Origin of the sequence: Pseudomonas graminis, assembly GCF_013201545.1 — a bacterium.
Classification (GTDB): domain Bacteria; phylum Pseudomonadota; class Gammaproteobacteria; order Pseudomonadales; family Pseudomonadaceae; genus Aquipseudomonas.
Genome location: NZ_CP053746.1, coordinates 4667862 through 4686454, shown reverse-complemented (window position 1 = coordinate 4686454; position 18593 = coordinate 4667862). Strand labels below are relative to the sequence as shown.

At 63.0% G+C, this 18593-nt stretch carries 14 protein-coding genes; 10 read left to right on the top strand and 4 right to left on the bottom strand.

The features are described from left to right. Positions 1–113: 113 nt before the first annotated feature. Complete coding sequence (locus tag FX982_RS20990; RefSeq protein ID WP_172612385.1) at positions 114–647, top strand: GNAT family N-acetyltransferase; 534 nt, start codon at positions 114–116, stop codon at positions 645–647. Between the two features lie 9 nt (positions 648–656). On the opposite strand, the gene FX982_RS20985 is transcribed toward FX982_RS20990, so the two are convergent. Next, positions 657–1901 (bottom strand): MFS transporter, encoded by a 1245-nt coding sequence (locus tag FX982_RS20985; RefSeq protein ID WP_172612383.1) that lies wholly within the window; start codon positions 1899–1901, stop codon positions 657–659. 259 nt (positions 1902–2160) lie between these two features. Between FX982_RS20985 and hemB the strand changes: the two genes are divergently transcribed. Then, on the top strand, positions 2161–3135 hold the full coding sequence (gene hemB, locus FX982_RS20980; RefSeq protein WP_172612382.1) for a porphobilinogen synthase: 975 nt from the start codon (positions 2161–2163) through the stop codon (positions 3133–3135). 244 nt (positions 3136–3379) lie between these two features. Here hemB and FX982_RS20975 read toward each other — a convergent pair whose 3' ends face one another. Continuing rightward, on the bottom strand, positions 3380–4327 hold the full coding sequence (locus tag FX982_RS20975) for a VTT domain-containing protein (RefSeq protein ID WP_172612380.1): 948 nt from the start codon (positions 4325–4327) through the stop codon (positions 3380–3382). Positions 4328–4537: 210 nt separating this feature from the next. On the opposite strand from FX982_RS20975, the gene FX982_RS20970 reads away from it, so the two are divergent. Further along, positions 4538–5023 (top strand): Dps family protein, encoded by a 486-nt coding sequence (locus FX982_RS20970; RefSeq protein WP_172612378.1) that lies wholly within the window; start codon positions 4538–4540, stop codon positions 5021–5023. 215 nt (positions 5024–5238) lie between these two features. Here FX982_RS20970 and FX982_RS20965 read toward each other — a convergent pair whose 3' ends face one another. Then, complete coding sequence (locus FX982_RS20965) at positions 5239–6234, bottom strand: IS110 family transposase (protein ID WP_172610027.1); 996 nt, start codon at positions 6232–6234, stop codon at positions 5239–5241. A 391-nt stretch (positions 6235–6625) separates the two neighbouring features. After that, on the bottom strand, positions 6626–8056 hold the full coding sequence (locus FX982_RS20960; RefSeq protein WP_172612376.1) for a mechanosensitive ion channel family protein: 1431 nt from the start codon (positions 8054–8056) through the stop codon (positions 6626–6628). Between the two features lie 224 nt (positions 8057–8280). Between FX982_RS20960 and FX982_RS20955 the strand changes: the two genes are divergently transcribed. The 7 genes from FX982_RS20955 to FX982_RS20925 all read left to right on the top strand — a co-directional run bounded on the left by FX982_RS20955 (position 8281) and on the right by FX982_RS20925 (position 18568). Further along, complete coding sequence (locus FX982_RS20955) at positions 8281–9273, top strand: MBL fold metallo-hydrolase (RefSeq protein WP_172612374.1); 993 nt, start codon at positions 8281–8283, stop codon at positions 9271–9273. A gap of 113 nt (positions 9274–9386) precedes the next feature. Continuing rightward, the gene (locus tag FX982_RS20950; RefSeq protein ID WP_172612373.1) at positions 9387–10700 is read left to right on the top strand and encodes a c-type cytochrome; all 1314 of its coding nucleotides are present in this window, start codon (positions 9387–9389) and stop codon (positions 10698–10700) included. Then, the gene (locus FX982_RS20945; RefSeq protein ID WP_172612371.1) at positions 10697–11161 is read left to right on the top strand and encodes a (2Fe-2S)-binding protein; all 465 of its coding nucleotides are present in this window, start codon (positions 10697–10699) and stop codon (positions 11159–11161) included. The genes FX982_RS20950 and FX982_RS20945 overlap by 4 nt, the downstream gene beginning before the upstream one ends. Further along, positions 11158–13419, top strand: coding sequence for a xanthine dehydrogenase family protein molybdopterin-binding subunit (locus FX982_RS20940; protein ID WP_172612369.1), 2262 nt, complete (start codon positions 11158–11160; stop codon positions 13417–13419). Before FX982_RS20945 ends, FX982_RS20940 begins: the two co-directional genes overlap by 4 nt. A gap of 467 nt (positions 13420–13886) precedes the next feature. Continuing rightward, on the top strand, positions 13887–15431 hold the full coding sequence (locus FX982_RS20935; RefSeq protein ID WP_172612368.1) for an ATP-binding protein: 1545 nt from the start codon (positions 13887–13889) through the stop codon (positions 15429–15431). Positions 15432–15470: 39 nt separating this feature from the next. Continuing rightward, a complete protein-coding gene (locus tag FX982_RS20930; protein WP_205483191.1) occupies positions 15471–16088 on the top strand; it encodes a response regulator transcription factor in 618 nt (205 codons plus the stop codon). A gap of 197 nt (positions 16089–16285) precedes the next feature. Then, on the top strand, positions 16286–18568 hold the full coding sequence (locus FX982_RS20925; protein ID WP_172612366.1) for an ATP-binding protein: 2283 nt from the start codon (positions 16286–16288) through the stop codon (positions 18566–18568). The last annotated feature ends 25 nt before the right edge of the window (positions 18569–18593 follow it).

The following is an 18593-nucleotide window of genomic DNA, read 5'->3' as shown; positions in this document are numbered from 1 at the left end:
CCCGGCGCTGGAAGTGAACGCGCAAGAAAATGCCCCGAGCCGGGTTGGACAGGCCGACCGCTTCACGGGCAAGCTTCGCTCCCTCCGCGTTCTGATCTGGAAGAGGAAATGCCATGGCCGACAAATTAATCGTGCGCGACGCCCGTGAGTCCGACATGCCCGCTGTGCAAGCGATCTACGCCCATCATGTGACTCACGGCACTGCCAGCTTCGAGCTGGAACCGCCGACGCTTGCGCAAATGCTGCAGCGCCGCGCCGACATCTGCGCCAACGGATTGCCGTATCTGGTCGCCGAGCGCGAAGGTGAAGTGGTGGGTTACGGTTATGCGACGCTGTACCGGCCGCGGCCGGCCTATCGCTTCACGGTGGAAGATTCGGTTTACGTGCGCGAAGGCATGGCCGGGTTCGGGATTGGTCACGCGTTGCTGGCGGCGGTCATCCAGCAGTGCACCGAATCGGGCCGACGGCAGATGGTGGCGATCATCGGCAACAGCGAAAACGTCGCATCGATTCGGCTCCATGCGCGACTGGGCTTCCGCCAGGTCGGCGTATTTGAGTCCGTCGGCTTCAAGCACGGCCGCTGGCTGGACACGGTGATCATGCAGCGGGAATTGGGGGAGGGCGCGAGCACCATCCCCGACCGTTGATCCGGTCGATCAGGTAGCCGCCGCGCCATGCAGATGATCATCCGCCACGCGCTCGCCGGTTTCCGGCACCGCCAGCCATAGCAGCGCAAACGCCACGGCGGCAATCGCCGCCAACGTCAGAAACGCCGCGCTGTAGCCCGCCTCGCGTACGACCAGTCCGGCCAGGCCGTTGCTCAGCGCCGCGCCCAGGCCGAACACGGTCGAAATAGCCCCGAGGCTGACATTGAAGCGCCCGGTGCCGCGGGTCAGGTCCTTGACCACCAGCGGCAGCAGCGCGCCAAACGCCCCGGCGCCGATGCCGTCGAGCAATTGCACGCCCACCAGCCAGTAGGGGTTATCCGACATGACATACAGCACGCCCCGCAGCGGCAGAAAAATGAAGCCCGCCAGCAACAGGGGTTTACGCCCCCACACGTCGGCCTTGGCGCCCACCAGCCAGGCCACCGGCACCATCACCAGCTGCGCGGCGACGATGCAGGCCGAGGTCAGCGGCGTGGCGAGGTTGACGTCGATTTGCGAGAGTTTCTGACTCACCAGCGGCAGCATCGCCGCATTGGCCAGATGAAACAGCCCGCAGCAAATAGCGAACATCAACAGGGGCCGGTTGTGCAGCAATGCTGCCCAGCCGCTGGGTTGATCGTGGGCCTGGACGTGGGCGGGGTCAAAGCCGCGGGCGACGTCATGATCGATCGCCGACGCATCGACGAATGCCACGGCGACAATGCTCGCCAGGGCCATGAATGCCATCAGGTAGAACACCGCAATCGGCCCGAACAGCCATGAAAAGATGCCGGCCAGCAGTGCGGCGCAGGCATTGCCGGCGTGATTCCAGGTTTCGTTGCGTCCGGTCCGGCGGGTAAAGGCTTTCGGCCCGGTGATCCCCAGGGAAATGGCCGCGATGGCCGGGGCGAACACGGAGCCGGCAATGGCGCTGATGCTCTGGGTGATCGCCACCCAGGTAAACGAGTGAATGAACGGCAGCACCAGGCAGCCGGCCGTCACCAGCAATGCCGCCACAATGACAACGAGCCGCTTGCTGCGGGTGCGGTCAATCAGCGCACCCGCCGGGGTTTGCGTGACCAGCGCGGCAATGCCGGCGAGGGTCATGACCAGCCCGATGCTCGCCGGGTCCCACTTATGGACGGCCAGCAAATAGATCGCGAGATACGGCCCAAGGCCGTCGCGCACATCCGCCAGAAAGAAGTTCAGACCGTCCAGAGAACGGTTGTTGCGCTGATCGGATGGGTTGCTCAAGGTCGGCCTCACTCTGGGGATGCGCAAGCGAAACGGCTGCGGCATTGCTAAATGACCCGGCGCCGTGGCAATGGTTCTTTACTCGGTTTTCTGGACGGTTTCTTCGCGCCGTTCACGCCCACTGTTGCGTCGCAGGTAACGGACTTTCTCGTCACGGCATTTGAATCGGCGCCGGTGCAGGCATAAGCTTCGCGCCATTGATATCGCCGGACGTGTTGGCTCCGGCGATCTCCCGGATATTCTTGACTCAGGAACCGCCATGTCCAGTCTGTTTCCCGCTGCCCGTCCACGCCGTCTGCGCAGCAACGAAAACCTTCGCTCGCTGTTTCAGGAAAGCGAATTCACCCTGAATGATCTGGTGTTGCCGATCTTCGTCGAAGAAGAAATCGACGACTTCGTGCCCATTAACAGCATGCCCGGCGTGCAGCGCATCCCCGAGTCAAAGCTGGCCCAGGAAGTCGAGCGCTATGCCCGCGCCGGCATCAAGTCGGTGATGACTTTCGGCGTGTCCCACCACCTGGACGCCACCGGCAGCGACACCTGGCAGGAAAACGGCCTGGTCTCGCGGATCTCGCGGACCATCAAGTCCGCCGTGCCGGAAATGATCGTGATGTCTGACACCTGCTTCTGCGAGTACACCGACCACGGCCATTGCGGCGTGATGCACGGCGGCCATGTCGACAATGACGCGACCATTGAAAACCTTGGCAAGCAGGCGGTGATGGCAGCCCGTGCCGGCGCTGACGTGATTGCCCCATCAGCCGCGATGGACGGCCAGGTAAAGGCCATCCGTGCCGCCCTCGACGCCGCCGGTTTCACCCAGACGCCGATCATGGCGTACTCGACCAAGTTCGCCTCGGCGCTGTACGGCCCGTTCCGCGAAGCCGGCGGCTCGGCCCTGAAGGGTGACCGCAAAACCTACCAAATGAACCCGATGAACCGCCGCGAAGCCCTGCGCGAATCGCTGCTGGACGAGGCTGAAGGCGCCGATGCGCTGATGGTCAAGCCGGCTGGCGCGTACCTGGACATCATCCGCGACATCCGCGAAGCCTCGAACCTGCCACTGGCGGCGTATCAGGTCAGCGGCGAGTACGCGATGATCAAGTTCGGCGCCCAGGCCGGCGCCATCGACGAACACCGCGTCGTGCGCGAAACCCTCGGCGCGATCAAACGCGCGGGTGCGGATCTGATCTTCACGTACTTTGCGATGGATTTGGCGCTCAGCGGGATCTGATTTCCGCTTATTGGAGATAGTGTGGAAGCAGCTCGCGGTTTTGGAACATGCTGCGGACCTGTGGGAGTGACCGGGTGTTATGTGGGTCACAGTTCCGGGACACGCCGCAGATTTTGTGGGAGTGAGCTTGCTCACGAATTGGCCGTCACATTCCGCAGAGGTCTGTCGGCTGAAGCACCCTTCGCGAGCAAGCTCGCTCCCACATTAATCGCATCCCGGCAGTCCCGTTTGGGTCCTTCCAAACTCACGCCGCCGTTCTGCCCGGTGCCTCAGGCTGCACATGGGCAGCCTGCCACGCATCCAGCCCGCCGATGAGCGCTTTGCCCCGGGTCAGGCCGTGGGCGTGGAGCTTTTCCGCCAGCAATGCCGCCGACAGCTCATTCGGGCAGGCGCAATAGAACACCATGTCGACATCCCCCAGGCGCTCGATCCACGGCGCGATGGGTTCCTCGAGACTGATCGACACCGCTCCCGGTATGCCTTCGACAACGGCCGCATGAAAACTCGGCCGCACGTCGATGACCACCGGCGCATCCACGGTGTCGCGCAGGGCCAGCAGCTCGGGAACAGTGATGCGCGGTATTCGTGCCGTGCGCGCCTTGAGCCGACGCCGCTTGGAGTACTTCCAGCCAATGAACAGCCCCAGCACCGCCAGTACGCTGACGATGGCGACCGGGATGTAGCCGCTCAGCCAGTCGAGCATGGGGATCAGCGCGTCACTGAACAGCATGCCCAACAGCAGCGCCGAACCCGCCCAGATAAATGAACCGGCCAGGGAATAGCGCACGAACACCCCGATCGGCGTGGCGTTCATGCCGGCCACGGTGGTGACCAAGGCGCCCGCGCCGGGCAGGAATTTCGACAGTAGCATTGCCCTGGGCCCAACACGCTCGTAGACGGTCAGCCCCTGACGAATGCAGGTGTCCTGGGACAGGGAAATCTTGCAGATGGTCTTGAGCAGCACGCCGCCATAACGCTTGCCGGCCCAATACCACAGCCCATCGGCGATCAGGCAGGCGACCATCGCCACCAGCACCCCGGCGCCCAACAGCGGCTTGCTCTGCATGGCCAGCGCCCCGGTCACGATCAGGGTCGGGTAGGCCGGCACCGGCAAGCCGATCTGCTCCAGCAGCACGTTGACGAACACCAGCAACAGCCCGTGGCTTTCATTCAGCTGCTGCAGTTCGTTCATGGCGGTGCCTGTTCGGAAGGTTCAGGGAGTGAAAAAGCGGTGGCCGTACCGTCGCCGAACAGCGCTTTTGTGTCAACGCTGAATGGCTTTGGCCGGGGAACGTTTCATAGGCCGCGTCGATGGCAGCGATTGCCATGGCTGATTTCCGTCCAGCCGCCTTGCGCTCTAAAATCGACCCCTCAGCAATCAACAGACCTTAGGGAGCAATTCATGGCTATTGAAATCGGAATCAACGAGCAGGACCGTGCAGAGATCGTTGAAGGACTGTCGCGACTGCTTTCCGACACCTACGTGCTGTACCTGAAAACCCACAACTTCCACTGGAACGTGACCGGCCCGATGTTCCGCACGCTGCACCTGCTGTTCGAAGAGCAATACACCGAACTGGCGACGGCGGTGGACTCCGTTGCCGAACGCATTCGAGCCCTGGGCTTCCCGGCGCCAGGCACTTATTCCACCTATGCGCGGTTGTCGTCGATCAAGGAAGAGCCGGGCGTGCCTGTGGCGACTGACATGATCCAGCAACTGGTTGAAGGGCAGGAGGCGGTGGTACGCACCGCGCGCGAACTGTTTCCGCTGCTGGAAAAGGTCAGCGACGAGCCGACTGCCGACCTGCTGACCCAGCGCATGCAAGTCCACGAAAAAGCCGCGTGGATGCTGCGCTCGCTGCTGGAGGGTGACGGGTTCATCGGCTGACATCCCCGTTGCGGCCGAATGCCAATTCCCGGCTGAAGCCGGTCCCACTAAGGCGCCGCGGTCAGTTGTGTAACTGCGATCATGGTAGGACTGGCTTTAGCCGGGAAGGCGTCGGAGGCCACACCGCAAGATTTAGGGTGCCCACACTAGCCTATTCCCGGCTAAAGCCGGTCCCACTAGGGCGCTGCGGTTACCCGTAGATACTCTGTTCCCGATCAAGCTTTTTGCAGATGTTTTTCGCTGAAAAGCTTGGCCGTATTGAAGTCTTCGCCGCTGCGCATGCAAGCCCACAAACCTGTCAGGTATTTACGCATCACCGCGCAGATCGCTTGCATCTTACGTTTGCCTCGGCCCACCAGAGCCTCGTAAAAACCCTTCACATAGGGATCGCAGCGGATCGCAGTCAGCGCTGGCATGTACATTGAACAGCGTAAGTAAGCGTTGCCGCATTTGCTGAGCCTGCCAGGCTTGTCGATGCTCGTTCCAGACTGAGTCAGCCGTACATCCAGCCCTGCATGGCGGCTTACCTGGCCTGACTTCAAGGTCGTTGGCAGGGTCGCCATTTCGGCAAGCGCGGCCAGCGTGGAGACCTCGCCCATGCCGGGGGCCGCCAGCATATTATCGAACTGACCTTGCAGCACCGGACAGCTGGCAACCAGATCCAGTCCAGCCTTTCTGAAGCGTTCAATACGCTTGTCAAAGGCTGCGATGGCCTCTTCTTCGTCTTCGATCAGCAGTGCCGAGGACGTGTCAGTCGCCTTAAGCGCGTGCAACTCATTTTTCGCCTGGGTACGGTGGTCGACCAAACGATTGATGTGCCGGCCGATAGCCCGCAGCTCAAGCTGGGCGGAAGTTGGCGGAGTCCACAAGCTAGGCGTCATACGCTCGCCATATTCGGCAAGCAACTGGGCATCGATTGCATCCGTCTTGCTGTGCTGAAGCTTCAGCCTGGCAAAATTACGGGAGCTTTTCGGGTTAATCACCGACACCGGCAAACCCGCTGCACTCAGCTCTATCGCCAGATCCAGGTAATAGATACCGGTGGCTTCCATGACAACGCTGAGCGGTTTGAGGGCCAGGAGTTTCTTGACGGCAGCCTTGCGGCCTTTAGGTGTTTGAGCAATTACCCACGCGCCGGCTGATCGACCCTTATCGCGCCATCCCATAGCCGTCGTGCGTGAACCAACATCAAGACCGACGTGAATAGCCATGGCTTTCATCTCCAGAAAAACTGGGTAATGATGGCTCTGGTTCCCCTGACCTCGAACTTCATGCCGCTGCAACCTTGTAATGCGAAGTCCGACTTGTCGGCTTCTCGATACTCTACGTGGTGGGCAATGAGGCGGGGGGACCTCTCTACGGACAAGGTCAGGATTAACGTCTGCCTTAGGGACCGATCGGTCTCCCCCAGAACACATCTTTTTGGTTATGCATCCAGAAGACTAGCGAGTCTGAGCGGGTGTGTGAGAAACATACAAGGACCGGCTTCAGCCGGGAAGGCGTCAGAGGCCACACCGCAAGATTTAGGGTGCTCACACTGGCCCATTCCCGGCTAAAGCCAGTCCCACAGAAACACGGCGTCCACCGTTGCAACCCTTTAACTCATCGCTTCTGCAACCATCCCAGAAAATTATTCTTCTTGATCACCGCCGGTTTGCGCATCAGCACATGCTGGGTGCCTTGCTGGCGGACCGCTTGCAGCTTGTTCAACGCCATGACGATTTCAACGCGCTGTTCCATGGCCTGCCGGGTGGCGGTTTTGTCGATGCGGTAAACGACGCAGGAGGTGAGGGCGGTGAAGCGCGCCTGGGACGGCGTGTCGGCCAGCACACTCTGTTCACCCATCACTTCGCCCGGGCCCATGCGCCCGGCTTCCACCATCTCGTTGCCGTCCTTGACGCTCGCCGACACCACGCCTGTGGCAATCACCAGCAAGCCGTCGGTGATCTCATCGACTTCGATGATCGTCTGCCCGGCGGTGTATTCCCGAGCGACCATGCTCTGAGCCAGGTGGTCCTTTTCTTCGGCGGTGCTGGTGCGGAACACCTTGACCTCGTCCAGCAACGCCCGCGGCCGAGACATCGCTTCGGCGGTGGTTTCCGACTGCCAGGCGATGCCCGCCGCTTCCAGATGCCGATAGGCCAGATCGAACAGCAGATTGCGCACATCGCTCTTGTTGTTCAGGTCGCTGATGAACCCGGTGACCGCGTATTCAATGGTGGTGGGGCTGGTTTCCTTGACCACTGCGCGAGGCTTGGGCGTCTGCAGCAGAGCGCTGCAGCCCTGCAGCGCACGCTCCAGCGCATCAAGTACCCGGCGCGGGCGAATGTGCGGCGACATCATGATGTTGATCGACACGCCATGAATATGGACCGGTCGGCTCAAATTGACGATCTTGGCTTTGGCCGCCACGGAATTGGGAATGACCACCATGGTGCCGACGCCCGTGAGCAAATGCGTGGCGCGCCAGTCGATGTCCATGACTTTGCCTTCCATGCCGTCGATGGAGATCGAGTCGTCGACCTGATACGGCTTGGTGGTGTTGAGGATGATCCCGGAGAACACGTCGCTCAGCGTGCTCTGCAGGGCCAGGCCGACGATGATCGCCATCGCCCCGGACGTCGCCAGCAGCCCCTTGACCGGGAGCTGCAGCACATAACCCGCCGCGGCCACGATGGCGATCAGGAAAATCACCGCGCCGATGACTTCCTGCAACAGCCGACCACTGTGGCCCACGCGACTGGTCAGCGCCAGACCCAGAACCACGGTGAGGGTACGTGCGGCGTAGAGCCACCAGACGATCGCCAGCGCCGTGGCGCCGAATTGGAGGGCGCTGTCGTCAGGCCAGGCCGGCGCTTCCAGCGGGCTCACCCCGGCATTGATGATCACCAGGCTGTAGGCGACGAATGCCGCCAGCCGCGTGGCGATGCGCGCCAGCCGGTTGCGGTCGGCCAGCAAGTGCCAGGCCAGCGCGTCGGCGAGCAACAGAAGCAGGCTCCACGCCAGCGAATAGTGAGGGACGACGGTCGACATGAAAGATATCCGCAGGAAAAGTGCAGGGGCTAACGTGCAGGGCCTGGCTGGCCCGCGCGAATGCGCGCGCTCAATGTAGGCATGACCATGGACGATGTCTATAACCGATGGGGCCTGGTGATCCTGCAAAAAAAACGCGTTGCTTCAAGCACAATGCTTCAAGACCATTACCCACGGACAGCGCAGTATCGGACGCCTCTCTTTCTCCGATTCGAGGCATCTCCATGCGCTCATCCGTTCTCCCGCTCGCCCGTTCCGTCGCTCTCGGAGTCGCCTTGTGCTCTGGTCTGGCCTTCGCTCAAGCGCCCGCCCAGCAGAAAACCCAGGTGCCCGGTTATTTCCGTCTGGCTGTCGGCGACTACGAAGTCACGGCGCTGTTCGACGGCTACAACGACCTGTCGCCCAAGCTGCTCAAGGGCATGAAGCCTGAAGCAATCCGCGCCTTGCTGGCCCGCCGCGACATCGACACGCCGGGCGTGCAGACCGCGTTCAACGCGTTCCTGATCAACACCGGCGAGCACCTGATCCTCGTCGACACCGGCGCCGGCCAATGCATCGGCGAGACGGCGGGCATGCTTTCGCAGAACATCAGGGCCGCCGGGTATCAGCCGGATCAGGTCGACACCATTCTGCTGACCCACATGCACCTGGATCACGTCTGCGGCCTGGTCGACGCCGAAAAGAAACCGGTGTTCGCCAATGCCACGGTGTACGCCGCCAAACCCGAAGCCGATTACTGGCTGGACCCCACCGCCATCGGCCGGGTGCCGGAGCAGGCCAAGGCCTACTTCAGGATCGCCCAGGAGTCCACCGCACCCTACGTCGCCGCAGGCCGGTTCAAGACCTTCGCCCCGGGCCAGTCGCCGGTGCCGGAAGTCAGCACAGCGCTGGAGGCGGGGCACACGCCGGGCAGCACGACGTACCAATTCAGCTCCAGAGGCCAGACCATTCTGTTCATCGGCGACCTGATCCACAGCCTGGCCGTGCAGTTTGATCACCCGGCGGTGAGCATCGCTTTCGACGAGAACAGCCAGAAGGCCATCGCCAGCCGTGATCAAGTATTCACCGAGGCGGCCAGCAAGAAGATCTGGGTGGCCGCCGCGCACCTGCCATTCCCCGGCACCGGTCACATCGTCGCCATCGACAAGCACTTCCAGTGGGTGCCGGTCGAGTACGGCCCGTATCAACGCGCGGCCCATGTGCCGTTGCTGGAATAGTCTGAGTTGCGGGCGCCGAGGCGGCTGCAACTTTGAGCACAGCCGTACAAGTCTCGGTGGATTTAAGGGCTAGTCTGAGCAGAGGCCGGCCGGCGAGAAATCAGGGGGGTGACATGAGGCGTGGGACGCTTTACCGGGCAGCATCGTTGATCGTCGTCGCCGGCCTGATCGTCTGCGCGGCAATGCTGTGGCGCCCCTCGATCGACCCGCTGGCTCAGGCGCCGGCGGTCGATGAGGCCAGCGCCCGCCGTGGCGCGCGGGTGGCGGAGCAGGGCGATTGCGCGGTCTGCCACACGCGCCCCGGCGGTGCGTACATGGCAGGTGGGCTGCCACTGGTGACGCCCTTCGGTACGTTGTACACCACCAACATCACCCCCGACCGCGACACGGGCATAGGCAGCTGGCCGCCTGAAGCATTTGTCCGCGCCATGCGTCACGGCGTTTCCCGCGACGGCCACTTTCTCTATCCGGCGTTTCCCTACGTCCACTACAGCAAGATGTCCGATGGCGACATCAGCGACGTATACGCCTACCTCATGAGCGTCGATCCGGTCTCGGCCCGTGCGCCGGAAAACCACATGATGTTCCCGATGAATTTCCGCCCGCTAGTGTCATTCTGGAACCTGCTTTTTTTGCGTGACGATCGCCTGACCGACCTGCCGGATCGCTCGGCGCAATGGAATCGCGGGCGCTATCTGGTCGAAGGCGCGGGGCATTGTTCGTCCTGCCACACGCCGCTCAACTTCATCGGTGGGGAGAAGGGCAGTGAGCATCTGGGTGGCGGTCTGGTGGACGGCTGGAATGCACCGGCCCTGACCGGTATGGCACAGCGCAGCAACCCGTGGACCGCCGAGCAGTTGGTCACCTACCTGCGTGCCGGCGTCGCCGGACATCACGGCGCAGCGGCCGGGCCAATGCTGCCGGTCAGCCTGAGTCTGGCGCAACTGCCTGAAGCGGACGCTCAAGCCATCGCCGATTACCTCCTCAGCCTGGACAGCAACAGCCTGGACAGCAACACGCCGTCATCCGGTCCGGACTGCGAGGCAACAGGCGCAGCGTCAGCAGGTGCTGCGAGCCGTGTATCGGCGCCGGCGTTGGCTCAGGGCGAAGCGCTTTTCGCCGGGGCCTGCGCGGGCTGTCACGGCGGCGGGGCGCCCATGCGCACGATCGACGGACGGCCGGGCCTGAGCGTGGTGTCGGCGGCTACCGCAAGCGACCCGCGAAACCTGATCAAGACGATTCTCGATGGCATCCCGATGTCAGACCGGGCGCCCAGTCATTACATGCCGCCGTTCGCCGACACCCTCGACGACGCGCACATCGCCGCGCTCGCCGGTTATCTGCGCAATCAGGCGTGTGGCGCCGCGCCGTGGCGCGATCTGCAACAAACGGTCAACACGCTTCGTCAGGAGGGTCAGTCGAAATGATCACGCTGAACGTCAATGGCACGGATCATTCGCTGGACATCGATCCGGACATGCCACTGCTCTACGCGCTGCGCAATTACCTGCAACTCAACGGTGCCAAATATGGCTGCGGCCTTGGGCAGTGTGGCGCCTGCACGGTGATGGTCGAAGGCAAACCGGTCTTTTCCTGTCTGCTGCCTTCGGGCGCCGCCACAGGCCGGGCGGTCAAAACCGTCGAAGGCCTGGGCAGTGCCGACAAGCCCGGGCCGTTGCAACAAGCGTTTATCGACAACCAGGCCGCGCAGTGCGGTTATTGCATCGCCGGCATGATCATGCGCGCCCAGGCGCTGATCGATACCGTCGCAGCGCCCACCGACGAGCAGATACGTACGCATATGGCGCCGAACCTGTGCCGCTGTGGCACGCACCTGCGGATTTTCGCCGCGATCAAGGCCACGCTGGCGGCCAGGGTGAACCCATGAAGCACGGCGAGGAGAGGGTCGACCAGGGCCGGCGGGCGTTCATCATCAACGGCGCGCTGGTGGTGGGGTTCGCGATGGTGCCGGGGGCGGGGCGCGCATTTGCCGACACCGAGGTCGACACCCTGGGCACACAGGTGCTGGCGCCGGATCTGCCTGGCAGCCTGCGCACCAATCCGTTCCTGGACGCCTGGATTCGGATCGACGAGCAGAACGTCATCACCGTCTACACGGGCAAGGTGGAGTTGGGCACCGGTGTGAAGACGGCTTTGCTGCAAGTGGCGGCAGAACGCCTTGAGGTCGCGCCGCAGCTGATTCATTTTCTGACGGCCGACACCGCGCTTACCCCCAACGAAGGCTACACCGCCGGCAGCCACACGATGTTCGACAGCGGCACAGCGTTGTTCAATGCCGCCGCACAGGTTCGCCAACTGCTGCTTGAATCCGCCGCGCGGCAATGGGGGAGCACGGTCGAGCAGCTCAGCACAAAGGACGCCGTGATCCAGGGGCCCGCCAACCAATCGATGACTTACGCCCAGGCGCTCGTCGGCGTTCAGTTGCACCGCTATGCCAGCGCCCGTTCACCGGCCATGGCGCCCGACCGCTTCACCCGGATCGGCCACTCGTTGCCGCGCGTCGACATCCCCTCCAAGGTCAGCGGCGGTGCCAGTTATGTCCAGGACATGCGCTTGCCCGGCATGCTTCACGCCCGGGTCATTCGGCCGCCGCGCCGCGGCTGCCGGCTCGAAGCAATCGACCCGTCCGCCATCGACAACGTGGGCGGAGGGGTCAGACTGGTGCGCAATGGCAGCTACCTCGCTGTGGTCGCCGATGACGAATGGCAGGCGATCAAGGCCATGCGCAAGGGCTATGAACTGGCACGCTGGTCCGAAGGGGATGCGCTGCCTGATTCAGGCAATATCCATCAGTTGCTGACCGAGCTGCCGTCGAAACGCTACCCGATCCGTAATACCGGCGGGGCGGTGCTCAGTCCTTCGCTCAGTCCGGTGCATCGTTGGAAAGCGACGGTGACCAAGCAGTACTTGATGCACGGCTCCATCGGCCCGTCGTGCTCGGTGGCCTGGTTCAACGAAGGCATCTTGACCGTCTGGACCCACACCCAGGGGGTTTACCCGCTGCGGGCCGGCATCGCCGAGATGCTCGGCCTGCCGCTGGAAAAGGTGCGCTGTATCCATGCCGAAGGCTCGGGCTGCTACGGCCACAATGGCGCTGACGATGCAGCGGCGGATGCAGCGTTGATCGCCATGGCGCTGCCGGGCAAGCCGATTCGCGTGCAATGGATGCGCGAGCAGGAACATCTCTGGGAGCCATACAGCTCGGCGATGCGCGTCGAGCTGGATGTCGCGGCGGATGCCGGCGGGCGCCTGGGCCTCTGGAACACCGAGCTGTGGACCACGCCGCACAACGAGCGGATCGTCAACGCCGGGCGTCTGATGCCGGCGTGGCTGTTGGCGAAGCCGTTCGCGCCGGCGCCTTCGGTGCCGATTGCCCAGCCCGAGGGGGATGGCGACCGCAACGTGATCCCGCTGTATGACGTCGCCAGCAGTCGGATCAACATGACGTTTGTCACGCAGATGCCGTTTCGCAGCTCGGCGATGCGCTCGCTGGGCGCTCACGTCAACGTCTTCGGTATCGAGTCCGCCATGGACGAGTTGGCCGTGCAAGCCGGCGTCGACCCGGTCGAATTTCGTTTGCGCAATCTCAGCGATCCGCGGGCCCGGGCGGTGATCGAGAAGGTCGCTGCGGCGTTTCAGTGGCCGGCCAAAGCCAGTGGGCCCGGCAGCGCCATCGGCTTTGCCTTCGCCCGCTACAAAAACATCATGGGCTACTGCGCGATCGCGGTGCAGGTGCATGTCCAGCGACAGACCGGCGAGGTGGTCATCGATCGGGTCGTCACGGCGGTAGATGTCGGTCAGGTGGTCAGCCCGGACGGGCTGCGCAATCAGGTCGAGGGCGGGATCGTCCAGTCGGCCAGCTGGACGCTGTACGAGCAGGTCGATTATGACCCTGCCGGCGTGCGCAGCTATGACTGGAGCGGCTACCCGATTCTGCGCTTCCCGGCCTTGCCCCGGCAGGTCGAGGTGCACGTGCTCGACCAGCCCGGCCAGGCGTTTCTTGGCGCCGCCGAGATTGTGCAGGGTCCTATGGCCGCCGCGCTGGGTAATGCCCTGTCAAATGCCACGGGCAAACGGCTGCTGTCCCTGCCATTGGCGCGCAGCGGCTGGCACCGCGCGCTGTAAAGGCATTAGGCAATAAAAACGCCCCGGTCTAAAAGCCGGGGCGTTTTTTTTCAGGGGCGTTTTTGTCGAGGCCAGGTAGCAGGCGCTACGGCTGACGCCACCGGCGCCAAGGCGCTGCCTGCGCGGCAAGAAGATGCGTTGAACGCAAAAGCCTTTTGCGTCCAGCGCAAAGCTGCAGTCATGTTTATGCCGAATCCGCCGCCTATACTTCGGGCGCCACTAGCGCGGCGATCCTCCGGGCAGTGCTCAAGGCTGCGGTCTTGAGCCCTTGCAGCTCAAGGTATGCCGCTTGTGGTTAACCCGTGGGGTCACTATCCCTACAGCTAATATCGGCGATTGTTTTTAACTGGTTAGATGAGCGCTTGTTAAAAATGGATAGCTGCGGTGAACGTCTCCGGGATTCAACCTCGCCCGGATGATGGTCAGCGAATCAGGGCCTGCGACTCCACTTCCAAGGACTGCATGAAATGATAAGTCTCGGTCAGACGATGATTTCCCGCGAGCACAGAGACGTGTTCAAGGACGGCGTCGCCATGCGCATTGGCACCCGCGCTTTCGACATACTCGACATCTTGCTGCGTCATCAGGGTCAGTTGGTCAGCAAGGAACTGATCCTTCAGAGTGTCTGGCCGGACACCGTGGTTGAAGAGAACAACCTGCAAGTGCATATCTCCGCGCTGCGCAAAGCGTTGGGCAACGACCGTGAGCGGATCCGTACTGTGCCTGGCCGCGGCTATGTGCTACTGGGCGGGGAAAGCGTCGATGCCCACAACCCTCCGCACAACCATGCTCGCACGCCGTCCATGCTGCACGGCATCAGTTGCCATCACCGCCTGCCGGCCCGCATCGCTTTGCTCGGGCGCCAGGCGTTGCTGGATGAAGTCAGCAACGCTCTGGCCGAGGGCTGCGCGCTGGTCACGCTGATCGGCCCGGGCGGCGTGGGCAAAACCGCCCTGGCCGCCGAATTGGGCCAGACCCTGCTGGACGCCGGCACAACCCCCGTGTACTTCGTGCCGCTGGCGCAACTGCAATGCGCCGAGCTGCTGCTGGAAGCGTTTGCCAGCGCGGTCGGCGTGGACTGCAGCGGTGGTGATCCGGACCTGCAAGGGCTGATCCGCTGTCTGCAGCAGCAGCCGGGGCTGATCATTCTGGACAACTGCGAGCATCTGGTCGAAAGCGTCGCCAGCCTGCTGGAGGTGATTCTGCGCGGAGCACCGGCGGTGCGCGCGGTTGCCACCAGCCGCGAGCCGTTGCGCATCGCCGGCGAGCGCAGCCTGCAGGTGCCGCCCCTGGACGTCCCTGAGCTCAATGCCTCCCGAGAGACCATTCTGCGCAGCGCGTCGGCGCAGTTGTTTCTGCGTCAGTGGCGTGCGCTGGACAGCCATCTGACGGCTGACGGCAAGGCCGAGCTGGACGATTACAGCGTCGAGCTGGTGGGCGAAATCTGCCGCCGGCTCGACGGTATGCCGCTGGCACTGGAAATGGCCGCCGCCCGGGCGTGTGCCCTGGGGCTTTATCAACTGGTGGCGAGCCTGGACGGCAGCCTGCACATGCTCTCGGCGTCATTGCGCACCGCGCCGCCACGTCAGCAAACGCTGCAGGCATCGCTGGCTTGGAGCCTGCGTTTGCTCGGTCGCGAAGAGCGCACCGTGCTGCGGCGGCTGGCGGAGCTGGACGGTCGCTTTACGCTGGAACGTGCCTGCGACGCCTTGCAGCGAACCCGTTTGCCGCGGGCCTGCATCATGGATTGCATCGTGCGTCTGGCCACCAAGTCGCTGCTGATGGTCAGTGCCCAGGGACCCTTCCGTTTCTATCGAATGCTCGGTACAACCCGCGCCTGCCTGCTGATCGCAAGCGCCCACGACACCGCCTCGACGGAGACCCACGCGCCGCGTGCGCAGGATTACGACGCACCGTCGGCCCTGGCGACGCTGCAAAGCATCAGGGCTGTGCCGGCCGGGCCCGACGGGTATCATGCGCGGCATCAAAGAGCATTGGCCATTGGCCGTTAACAGGTCCGTTGCTGCGACGAAATCCTTTATGAGCCTTTCATGAACGTGAACCCCAAGGTCTATGTGGTGGACGACGACGCTGCCATCCGCACTTCCTTACAGCGGCTGTTGCATTCGGCAGACATCGCCTGCGAAGTGTTCGACAGCGCCCAGGCGTTTCTCGACCGCCCCCTGAGCCAGGGTCCCATCTGCTTGCTGCTGGATGTCAATCTGGCCCAGGGCACAGGCTTCGATCTGCAACAGACCTTGCTGGATCGCGGCCAGACCTTCCCGATCATTTTCATGACCGGTTACGGCACCATCGCCATGTCCGTGCGCGCTATCAAGGCCGGCGCCCGGGAGTTCCTGACCAAACCCTTCGAACCGGAGCAGCTGCTGGATCTGGTGCGTGAAGCGCTGACCAGTGACGCGGCAAACATGGACGAGCGCTGCCTGACCGCCTGCGTGAAAGCGCGTTTCGACAGCCTCACGCCGAGGGAACGGCAAGTCATGGCGCTGCTGATCACCGGCAAGATGAATAAACAGATTGCCGGTGAATTGGGAACCAGCGAAGTGACTGCAAAGGTGCATAAAAAGCACGTCCTGACAAAGATGGATGCGCGCAATGTCATTGAGCTGGTGAAGATGAGTGATCGGCTGGGTTGCCTGGCGAAATGACCGTTGATATGGCTGGTGTTCAGAGTGGGACTGGCTTTAGCCGGGAAGAGGCCGGTTTGAGCGACCTTAGATTTGCGGTGTGATGCCTGATGCCTTCCCGGCTGAAGCCGGTCCCACTGGAGAAATCCGGTGCTTTTAGTGGGACTGGCTTTCGCCGGGAAATCGCTTAAGGGAAGGGGGGCCAACAAAGGGGTTTCATGAGCAGCGTTTTTCACGGGCCATACACGGCTATCTCCAGCGCCGGGGCATTCGGGCCCTTGTGGCTGGAGCGGCTCGTCTGGCAGTTGCTGTTTGTCGATGGGGAAGTCGCCCATTACCGGGTCACGCTGACCCAGGAGGATCGCCACTGGCGCATCGTTCGTCCTGCTCCCGACGCCTCGATCGCTGCAGTCCGCCGTCTTGAACACGAATTCTCACTGGCGCCCCGGCTGATGCCGCAATGGGCCGTGCAGCCGGTGGCGCTGCTGTCGGGGCCGGAAGGCACGTTGATGGTGCTGGAGGATGCCAGCGGCGTGGCGCTTCATGATCAGCCCGAGCCGCTGTCCATCGAAGGCTTTTTGCAGCGGGCCATCGCTGCCGCTGCCGCCGTATCAGGCGCTCACGAAGCAGGCCTGCTGCACCGCGATATCAAACCATGCAACCTGATCCAGGACGCAGACGGCGTGGTCCGGCTCAGCGGTTTCGGCCTGAGCGTCGATGTTCAGTTGGCGTCGCAGCTGCCGGTATTCGACGCCATTTGTGGCTCCCTCGGCTACATGGCGCCCGAACAGTCGCGCCGGATTCAGCGTCAGGCTGACCAGCGCAGCGACCTTTACGCGCTGGGCATGACCCTTTATGAATGGCTGGCCGGGCGATTGCCCTTCGAGGCCACCGATGCGGTGGAATGGGTGTATTGCCACGTTGCGCGAATACCGCCGCCGCTGAGCCAGCACCGCGGTGACGTCCCTGAGCCGTTGGCCGGTCTGGTGCATCGTTTGATCGCTAAAAACCCGGATGACCGTTACCAAAGCGCGGCGGCCCTGCACCGGGATTTGAACGAAATGCTGCGTCAGTGGCAGGAACTGCGGGACATTCCGGATCTTCAGCCTCACCTGTCCAATGGCCAACATGACGCTTCTATCCGCACGCCTTCCCACGATTCGACCCTTGCGTTGCGTGATCTGAAGGCGTGGTCGGCGCGCACATCGATCAACCTGAGCGGACGTGATGCCCTGGACCTGTCCTCCGTCATGAAATCCGCCCACGCGCTGCGCGACGAGAGTGAGCAGGACCGGCTGATCGAAACGCTGTTGCGCAACACCATCGTTCACGCCGGTGCGCAACGGGCTTTGCTGTTGTTGGTGAAGGACGAGGCGCCGGTGATTCGCGCAATCGGCCAGAGCGGCGCCGAGGGCTTGCACATCGAGTTGGCGGACCGGGCCCCAGACAAACAGCATCTGCCGCTGTCGGTCCTGTACCGGGTGATGCGCACACGCCAGCGCTTGGTGATGGACGATGTCTGCGGCGATGCCTACTTCGGTGCCGATGAATACGTGCGCCAGCATGGGGTGCGCTCGGCATTGTGCGTGCCGCTGGTTAAGCAGAGCAGGGTGCTCGGCGTGTTGTACCTGGAAAACAACCTCGCGCCCGGCGTGTTCACGCTCTGTCGCACCGAAGTGCTGGAACTGCTCGCCAGCCAGGCGGCGATTTCCCTGGAAACCGTCCGCCTGCATCAGGAACTGGAGCAGGAAAACGCGCGGCGCCGGGATGTCGAGATCGCCCTGCGCGGTGCTCGGGCTCGGCTGGCCAGCGTCGCCCAGGCCACGGTGATGGGTGAGCTGGCAGCGTCCATTGCCCACGAAATCAATCAGCCGCTGGCGTCGATGGTGTCCAATGCCGCCGCCGGCATCCGCTGGCTCAATCGCGAAAACCCGCAGGTGGACGAAGCCTTGTCCGGGCTGCGCGACATCGTTGCCCAGGGCCGGCGCGCGGGGGAGATTGTCAACGCGCTGCAGAGTCTGGCGCGGCAGGGGCCCCACCACCGGCGACAGCTGCTGATCAATGACGTGATTCGTCATGTGGTGGCGCTGACCGGTGTCGAAGTCGAACAGCAGCGGGTTTTGATGACCACTCATCTGACCTGTTCACCGTTGCGGGTCTGCGCCTCCAGCGTGCAACTGCAGCAAGTGGTGCTGAACCTGATCCTCAATGCGCTGGACGCCATGAGCGCAGGCGATCACGTGCTGCGACGGCTGTCTATCACCAGCGAAGTGGTGGGCCGCGATTACGTGGTTGTCAGCGTTGAAGACAGCGGCCGCGGCATCGAACCTGTGGACCTGCATCAGTTGTTCAACGCGTTTTTCACCACCAAGGACAAAGGCATGGGCATGGGACTGGCGATCTGTCAGTCGATCATCACTGCCCACGGCGGCCACCTCTACGCCATGCCGGCCCGCTTCGGCGGTGCGACCTTCGTGTTCACCTTGCCCGTCGTCGAGTAGCGCCGACGACTCATCGAAGTCCAGG